The sequence below is a fragment of the Mammaliicoccus sp. B-M6 genome (genome assembly GCF_022386965.1).
Classification (GTDB): Bacteria; Bacillota; Bacilli; order Staphylococcales; family Staphylococcaceae; genus Mammaliicoccus; species Mammaliicoccus sciuri_A.
The window spans coordinates 1-3,151 of record NZ_JAJNHJ010000064.1 but is presented as its reverse complement, the minus strand read 5'-3'; the positions used below and the strand labels follow the sequence as shown (position 1 = coordinate 3,151).

Genomic DNA, 3,151 nt, shown 5'->3' with positions numbered 1-3,151 from the left:
ACTAGGCTACTTATCCCCTATAGAATATAGGGAATTAGCAGCCTAGAAAATAGTGTTTTTATTGAGCTCCCTTAGTAAGGGTGCAGTGCCAATCAATATATGGCGTGTTTTTTATATGGAGAAATCATTTATAAAAATTTCCGTAAAACAATTTATAGATATACTTCAACGGTTTATTAAACCTATTCTTTTTTCGTATAAATTGTTGTAAAAAAATAACATAATAATTATCATTTTGTTTATCCAATATTTTAATTACTTTTTTTGTTATAAATTTGCTTTTTTTTGGGTATTACATATATAGCTATACTAGAGAAAGAGGTAAAACCATGGTTATGAACAACGGGAAAGGCTATTATGAAGATATCAGTGATGATTTGTTGTATGTTTCACAATCTATTAGTCAAAAAATCTCATCTGAAGATTTTAATTTATCAGATGAGAAGGAGATTATTAAAGACATTCTAGAAAAGTTGGAATCCCAATCCTCAGAATAATTCGTTATATACCGTCATAACGACTGCTCAAACTCCCATAGCAATCGTTATGATTTTTACTTTTTAAGATTAAAATATGCTTTAATCAAAGGCACCTCTTGATTGATTAATTCTTCTTGTGTCATATCAGTTGCATGTTCACCCCAAAATGATAATGCAGATCCTTTAACATTTTGACTATTCACTTCATTATAAGGACTCTTATTATAATAAAATTTGTTATATGCATATGCCCAACCTATATATTCAGCCTGTTCATTAATATCGTCCTGGCTAAACTGTTTTGAAGGCAAGAAATATAACGAATAATAATTATAGTTATATACATCAAAATAATATTTATCAAAATCTTCTACAGTTAAATTAGATTTATTGTCTTCATTTTGCTTCCAATATAATATTGAATAATGGTAATTTAAAGACTTCACCCCTTCATGCATGACCATATCATTCCACATCTGTGGCTCATATCCTTGTTGAAATGCATAGTCACCTATTTGATTCATATATTCTATAAAGCTATTTTGATGCGCACCTCCACCTGCTACTTCATCCCCACCGAGTACAATTCGTTGTTGTTCTGAAAATTGAGGTTGTTTAAACAACTCTGTTATTTCATCAATTTGTCTATTTGTAACATCTACTGCTTTACGATTTGAGAAAAAATCTAAAGTGTTATCACTATAATCACTGATTATTTCTTGATATAATGATTTATCATTTTGTTTAATCAAAGATAAAAAAGCTTTGGAATGAGAGGGAAAATCCATATCTGGAATGACCATTACATTTAAATCATTACTATACTCAATAAGTGATTTCACTTCTGTTTTTGTTAAATAATATGGATTAGAAAAACTTTTACGATCAAAATATTCTGATTCAATTGCGTAATTTTCATCATCTAAAAAATGTAATTGAAGGTATTGACCATTATGATCATGTATATATTTAACGATGGTTTTTAAAGTTTCTAAGGAATATGATTTTCTTGCGATGTCTACAGTGATACCTTTTTGTATATTTTCAGCTTGTACTTCATTGTTTAAAAAAGTGAAACTTAATAAAACAGATAAAGTGATTAGTATTTTACTTTTCATGTTGTCACCTTTTTCTATATAGTATGCAAACTGTTTTAATATGTATATACAAAAATGCTTTTTATTAACTAAGCAAATTCTCTACTTCTCAGTATATCTCGGGTTATCTTTATTAAGTGTCCAATTACCTGTTGTTAAATATGAGGCATAGGCAGACCAACAAACATAAGGGATTAATAACAACCCTGCTGACTTATTCACTTTATAAAATTGAACAGTTGTTAAAATGACTGCACTCAATAAAACATAACTTTCAATAAGTGCTGTACCTCTTAATTTATATTTAAAATAAAGAATTGACCATAAATAATTTAAGCCCAACTGACTATAATAAGTAGTCTGTGTTGATTTAGTAGCACGCTCTTTCGTTATAATAGAATGTGCGATACCCATGCTTAAATATAGTATAGGCCATACAATTGGGAATATATACCCAGGTGGTGAGAATGGTGGTTTTTTATTTTTAGAATAGTCCTTTCGTGCGTTTTGAACAGCATATTTTCCGATTAGTCTACCACCAACTAACGGTGCTGAAATGATACCAGCGTATTTCAATATTTTACTTAATTTCATACAGAATCACCTTTTCAAAAGTTTGATGTCTAGTATATATACCCGAATTTGTCTATCATTAAAATAAGAACTTTTATAAAAGGAGTAATACAAGTGAAAATATTAATTTTAGGTGCTACAGGCAGAGTTGGACAAGAAGTATTAACACACGCACTATCGGACGGTCATGACGTAACCGTACTCGTTCGCGATAAAAATAAATTATGCGTCGACCATCAATCTGTAAGACTAATCGAAGGAAATGTATTAAATCCAAATGATATTCAAAAAGCAGCTGAATGTAACGACATTATTGTAAGTGCATTAAGTACAGACGGCTCCACTACATTATCAGAAGCTATGCCATTAATTATTGAAACAATGTCACAACAAGGCATTAAACGTATCATCACAATAGGTACTGCTGGCATATTACAAAGTCGAACTGACAAGAATTTACTACGCTATCAATCTAACGAATCTAAAAGACGCACAACACGTGCAGCAGAAGAACATCATAAAGTTTATACAATGCTTAAAGATTCAGAGCTAGATTGGACAATCATATGCCCAACCTATTTACCAGATGGCGAAAGAATCGGACAATACAGAGTCGAACGAGACTACTTACCAGAGAATGCCGTGAAAATATCTGTCCCAGACACAGCAGACTTCGTTTACGATCAAATATCGTCCGACGTATTTATTCAATCACGCGTTGGAATAGGATATTGATATAGAATTCTGAAATAGATTATAAAGACAATTCAACAAATACAAATGAAGCGACAACTGCAACATTATTCGCAATGTTAGGAAGTTTATTGTTCTTCAGAAAGCGTAAAACTGATAAATAATAAGATAACCCCTAAGAGATGTTTCATATGAAACATCTCTTAGGGGTCTTTTTATACGGCACTGCACCCTTACTAAGGGAGCTCAATAAAAACACTATTTTCTAGGCTGCTAATTCCCTATATTCTATAGGGGATAAGTAGCCTA

The 3,151-nt window shown here is 31.1% G+C and carries 4 protein-coding genes; 2 read left to right on the top strand and 2 right to left on the bottom strand.

Annotation, left to right across the window (positions count from 1 at the left end; all coding sequences use genetic code 11):
* The first annotated feature begins 329 nt into the window (after positions 1 to 329).
* The gene (locus LQ693_RS13255) at positions 330 to 497 is read left to right on the top strand and encodes a hypothetical protein (protein WP_158011165.1); all 168 of its coding nucleotides are present in this window, start codon (positions 330 to 332) and stop codon (positions 495 to 497) included.
* A gap of 56 nt (positions 498 to 553) precedes the next feature.
* On the opposite strand, the gene LQ693_RS13250 is transcribed toward LQ693_RS13255, so the two are convergent.
* Both LQ693_RS13250 and LQ693_RS13245 read right to left on the bottom strand, forming a co-directional pair.
* The gene (locus tag LQ693_RS13250; protein WP_103362165.1) at positions 554 to 1,597 is read right to left on the bottom strand and encodes a family 20 glycosylhydrolase; all 1,044 of its coding nucleotides are present in this window, start codon (positions 1,595 to 1,597) and stop codon (positions 554 to 556) included.
* An 81-nt stretch (positions 1,598 to 1,678) separates the two neighbouring features.
* Positions 1,679 to 2,170, bottom strand: a complete 492-nt coding sequence (locus LQ693_RS13245) for a TspO/MBR family protein (protein WP_025905385.1) — start codon at positions 2,168 to 2,170, stop codon at positions 1,679 to 1,681.
* Positions 2,171 to 2,263: 93 nt separating this feature from the next.
* Here LQ693_RS13245 and LQ693_RS13240 point away from each other — a divergent pair, with 93 nt between their 5' ends.
* Entirely contained in the window at positions 2,264 to 2,884 is a 621-nt protein-coding gene (locus LQ693_RS13240) for an NAD(P)-dependent oxidoreductase (RefSeq protein WP_103362164.1), read from the top strand.
* Positions 2,885 to 3,151 lie beyond the last annotated feature (267 nt).

Excerpts from the sequence above, each read along its gene's own strand:
- LQ693_RS13255 (WP_158011165.1), top strand. The coding sequence starts at position 330 with ATGGTTATGAACAACGGGAAAGGCTATTATGAAGATATCAGTGATGAT.
- LQ693_RS13250 (WP_103362165.1), bottom strand. The coding sequence starts at position 1,597 with ATGAAAAGTAAAATACTAATCACTTTATCTGTTTTATTAAGTTTCACT.
- LQ693_RS13245 (WP_025905385.1), bottom strand. The coding sequence starts at position 2,170 with ATGAAATTAAGTAAAATATTGAAATACGCTGGTATCATTTCAGCACCG.